This is a genomic window from Arthrobacter sp. Hiyo1, assembly GCF_001263615.2.
In the GTDB taxonomy this organism is placed as follows: Bacteria; Actinomycetota; Actinomycetes; order Actinomycetales; family Micrococcaceae; genus Arthrobacter.
Genome location: NZ_DF952468.1, coordinates 529784 through 533983 on the forward strand (window position 1 = coordinate 529784; position 4200 = coordinate 533983).

Annotated in this window: 1 protein-coding gene, 3 pseudogenes and 1 riboswitch; of the genes and pseudogenes, 1 reads left to right on the forward strand and 3 read right to left on the reverse strand. The window is 64.4% G+C overall.

Features of this window, described 5'->3' with window-relative positions:
* The 3 genes and pseudogenes from AHiyo1_RS02390 to thiE form a co-directional block, all read right to left on the reverse strand.
* A pseudogene (locus AHiyo1_RS02390) lies at positions 1 to 932 on the reverse strand (DEAD/DEAH box helicase); the annotation flags it as partial.
* Positions 933 to 1220: 288 nt separating this feature from the next.
* The gene (locus AHiyo1_RS02395) at positions 1221 to 2735 is read right to left on the reverse strand and encodes an RNB domain-containing ribonuclease (RefSeq protein ID WP_059387500.1); all 1515 of its coding nucleotides are present in this window, start codon (positions 2733 to 2735) and stop codon (positions 1221 to 1223) included.
* 37 nt (positions 2736 to 2772) lie between these two features.
* Positions 2773 to 3461: pseudogene (gene thiE, locus AHiyo1_RS02400) on the reverse strand (thiamine phosphate synthase).
* A 26-nt stretch (positions 3462 to 3487) separates the two neighbouring features.
* Positions 3488 to 3607, forward strand: a riboswitch (TPP riboswitch).
* On the opposite strand from thiE, the pseudogene AHiyo1_RS02405 reads away from it, so the two are divergent.
* Positions 3599 to 4200: pseudogene (locus AHiyo1_RS02405) on the forward strand (FAD-dependent oxidoreductase); the annotation flags it as partial. Its footprint overlaps the riboswitch before it by 9 nt.

A 4200-nucleotide genomic window follows, 5' to 3' on the forward strand; every position in this document is an offset into this window, starting at 1 on the left:
AGCCGCGATCGACGAGCTCCTCGGCTACCTTGGCGGCGGTGCGCTTGGTCTTGGTGAAGATGATGGTCCGGCCGCGGCCGCGGGACTGCAGGATGCGGGCGACAACCTCGATCTTGTCCATGCTGTGGGCACGGTAGATGAGCTGGCGGATGTCGCGCTTGGTCAGGCCTTCGTCATTCGGGTCTGCGGCACGGATGTGCGTGGGCTGCGTCATGTAGCGGCGGGCCATGGCAATGACCGGTCCGGGCATGGTGGCCGAGAAGAGAAGCGTCTGGCGGACGGCGGGAGTGCCGGCAATCAAAGTCTCGACGTCCGGAAGGAAGCCGAGGTCAAGCATCTCGTCCGCTTCGTCGAGGATGACCATGCGAACGTTCTTGAGGTTCAGGTGCTTCTGCTTGTAGAGGTCGATCAAACGGCCGGGCGTGCCGACAACAACCTCGACGCCCTTCTGCAGGGCTTCGATCTGGGGCTCGTAAGCGCGGCCGCCATAGATGGTGGCGATACGGGCGTTGCGCTTCCGGGATGCCGTCTGGAGGTCATTGGCCACCTGGACCGCGAGTTCGCGGGTCGGAACAATCACGAGAGCCTGGGGTGCACCCGGGGACAGCGAGCTTGTCGTGACCGGCGTCGCCCGGTCCGACGACGCGCTGCAGCGCAGGAATGCCGAAGCCGAGGGTCTTTCCGGTACCGGTCTTGGCCTGGCCGATGATGTCGTGACCGCCCAGGGCCACCGGCAGGGTCATGGCCTGGATGGGGAAGGGATGGGTGATTCCGGCGTCGGCGAGGGACTCGACGATGTCGGCGCGGACGTTGTAGTCGGCGAAGGACTTTTCCGCGATCTCGTGGGGTGTTTCGTCCGAGGAAATGGTTTCCTCGGGTTCGATCGTTTCGGTTCCGTCTGTCAGAACTTCATGGGTGTGCAATTCACTCACAGTGGAGTTTTCCTTATTCATTTGGGCTGCGCTGCGTGCTCAACGGTTGTGGCAGGGCCGTTCCGGAGCACGGACGGGCGCAAGCAAATCCAGTGGAAGCCGATCGCGGGCTATCTAAATACTGGCACTGGGGACCAGCTGGTGTATCTCAAGATCGCGTAGGGGCGGGCTTGTTGATGTCAAAAAATTAACTGAATCAACGACCGGGCATCCATTACTACTCACACAGTCTAGCGTCTGGGTGCAATAAACCCCGGATCGCGGCCGCGGTCCGGTGAACTGATTGCGCTACTGGAGCAGTTCGAAGGTGATTTGGCGGGTGGCAATGTCCGCGTCAAGCAGTTTCACTCGGACCTTCGTACCGGACTCCATTTCGCCATCGCAACGAGCGGTGACCGCCGGCTCGGCGATCTGGACGATGCCGGAGGGGCCGTGGGAGTTGCCGTTCCCATTCCCATTCCCGTTGTGGCCGTTGGTGCTGTTCCCGTTCCCGTTTCCGTTGTTCTTGGCAGGCTTCGATCCGGAAATCACCACGGCGTCGAATTCCTGTCCGACGTGGTTCACCAGGAGTGCGGCCTCCACCGTGTCCAAGGCGAGGCGCTCCATTTTGGCGGCAAGCTGGTCGGATGACGCCATGATCTCCGGCAGGCTCGGCAAAGCATCCCGGGCCCATGCAGGGATCTCCGTTCCGTTGCTCAGTGCTTCGCAGATGACCAGGACAAAACGATCGACCAGCCGGCGCAAAGGCGCAGTGGTGTGGGCATATGGTGCGCCGATGGCTGACTGCATGACGCTGCCCGGTACTTCGCCGTCGAAAGGCGTGTAGCCGGCGCCCCGGAAAAGCAGCCCCGCGGAATGGAGAATGGCCAATTGCCGGGGGTCTTTGCCGTCGAGGGTCCGCAGGTACTCGCCGTAGCTGGTCCCCTCGGTCCAAGGCTTGCCGAGCGCCCCGGCCTGCCGTTTGAAATGGAGCAGCGAGCGCTCATCGGGAGCGGGCATGGTGCGCAGGATTCCAACCTTGCCGTCGAGCATCAGCTGGGCCGCCGCCATCCCGGTCATGAGCGAAATCTGGGCGTTCCAGTCCTCGACGGGCAGCGAGGGAGCTGCGACGATCCTGTACCCCCCGCCGTCGGGCAGTTGGACGATTTCTTGTTCAGGCATGTTCAGGCTCGCTCCGCCGCGGCGGCGTTCGAGTTCCACCCGTTTGAGCCCGACCTCCTTGAGCAACTGCAGGACGGGATCAGCTGTCCCGGAATCGATCGCGGACTGGACGCCCTTGTAGTTGAGCTTGGCGCGGCTGCGTACGCTTGCCCGGCGAACTGAGACGGTGCGGAACTCTGCTTCGGCATCGAGTTCGAAGTCCCACACGAACGCTCCGCAGTCCTGGCCCGCCAGCAGGCTTCCGGCGTGCTCGCTGATGATCTCGGGGTGCAGCGGTATGCGGCCGTCCGGCGCATAGTACGTCTGTCCCCGGTGGCGGGTCTCGGCGTCGAGCGCTCCTCCCGGTGGCACAAAGGAGGGCACATCGGAGATGGCGTAGAGAACCCTGTAACCATTCCCGGACCGCTCAATGAAGAGGGCCTGGTCGAGATCCGTGGAAGAGGCCGGGTCGATCGTGATGAACGGAACGTCCGTGAGGTCCTGCGCCGGCAGCCTGTGTCCTGAAACCGCGGCCTCCGCGTCGCGCAGTGCTTCAGCGGGATAACCCGCGGGCAGCTCGAGTTCGGTCCGAAGCGCCGCCAGTGCTTCCGCGAGCTGGTTCGACGTTTCAGAGACGTTCGGGGCTATGCGCTGATGTGACACGAAAGTCAGGGTAACTCCAAAATCTCCCGGCGTCTCGCTAGGCCGCCGCTGCGTCCAGTGCGGCCAGGAGTGCCTGGGCTGCCGCCGTCGGATCCCCGGCCTCGGTGATGGCGCGGACCACAACAATGCGGCTGGCGCCGGCCCTCACTACGTCTTCCACGTTGCTGAGATCGATGCCGCCGATCGCAAACCAAGGAAGCACTACGCCGCCGACGGTCTCTTCGTCTGCCTGCTTCACCGCATTGGCAGCGTACTTCACCAGATCGAGCCCGACGGCGGAGCGTCCAGGCTTGGTGGGCGTGGCCCACACAGGCCCGACGCAGAAGTAGTCCAAGCCGCTGCGGCCAGGCGACGCGGCGATGGCTGCGTCAATCTGCTCCGGCGTGTGCGTGGAGAGGCCGATGATGGTGGGGTCGTGGAGCAGCTTCCGGGCCGAGCGCAGCGAAATGTCCTTTTGGCCGATATGGAACACCGGTGCGCCGGCGAGGGACGCTACGTCCGCGCGGTCGTTGACTGCCCAGAGGCGCCCGTGACGGTGCGCCACGGATTGCAGGATCTCCAGGAGTTCCAGTTCCTCGGCCGCTTCAATGGTCTTGTCGCGCAGCTGGATGATGTCCACGCCGCCTTCGAATGCGGCATCGACAAACTGCTCAAAATCACCCTGTTGCTTGCGGCGTCGGTGCAGAGGTACAGGCGGGCGGTGGTGTGGACATCGTGCGGGGTCATGGAAACAGAGTAGTTCCTCTAAACTGGGCAGGTACCGCGGGAGCCGCGGCGGCAGTCACAATCGCCGCGCGGCTGAGAGGGCTTCAGCGCCGACCGCTTGACCTGATCCGGCTAGTACCGGCGTAGGGAAGGACTCCATGGACGAAGTAAACACCCAGCACGGGCCCCTGCGTGCAGACGTGGCGGTGATCGGGGGCGGCGTCATTGGCCTGGGCATCGCGTGGGAAGCCCGAAGGTCGGGCCGCTCGGTTGCCCTGATCGATCCCGCGCCGGCCAGCGGCGCTACTTTCGCGGCGGCGGGGATGTTGGCACCAGTCAGTGAACTGCACTACCAGGAAGAGGACCTCCTGGAGCTCATGCTCGAATCGTCGGCGTTGTGGCCGGACTTCGAACACAATGTGACCGGCTCACGAACCGGACGCAGCACGGGTTACCGGACGACGCCGACCCTCGCCGTGGGTGCGGACGCAGCGGACCGCCGGGCGCTCGCCGATCTTCTTGACGTCCAGCTGGCCCATGGCCTGGTGGTGGAATCCGTGCCGTTGCGCGAAGCACGGGAGCGTGAGCCGCTCTTGAGCCCGCAGATTTCCTGTGCCTTCGACATCCCGGGCGACCACCAAGTGGATCCGCGCCGGCTTTCGGCCGCGATTCTAGGCGCTTTGGCAGACCACGAGCCGGTAGCTCCAGTTGGATTCCGGGGCCGAAGGCGGTTTCGCGGTCCGGGACACTGCGGCGGGCC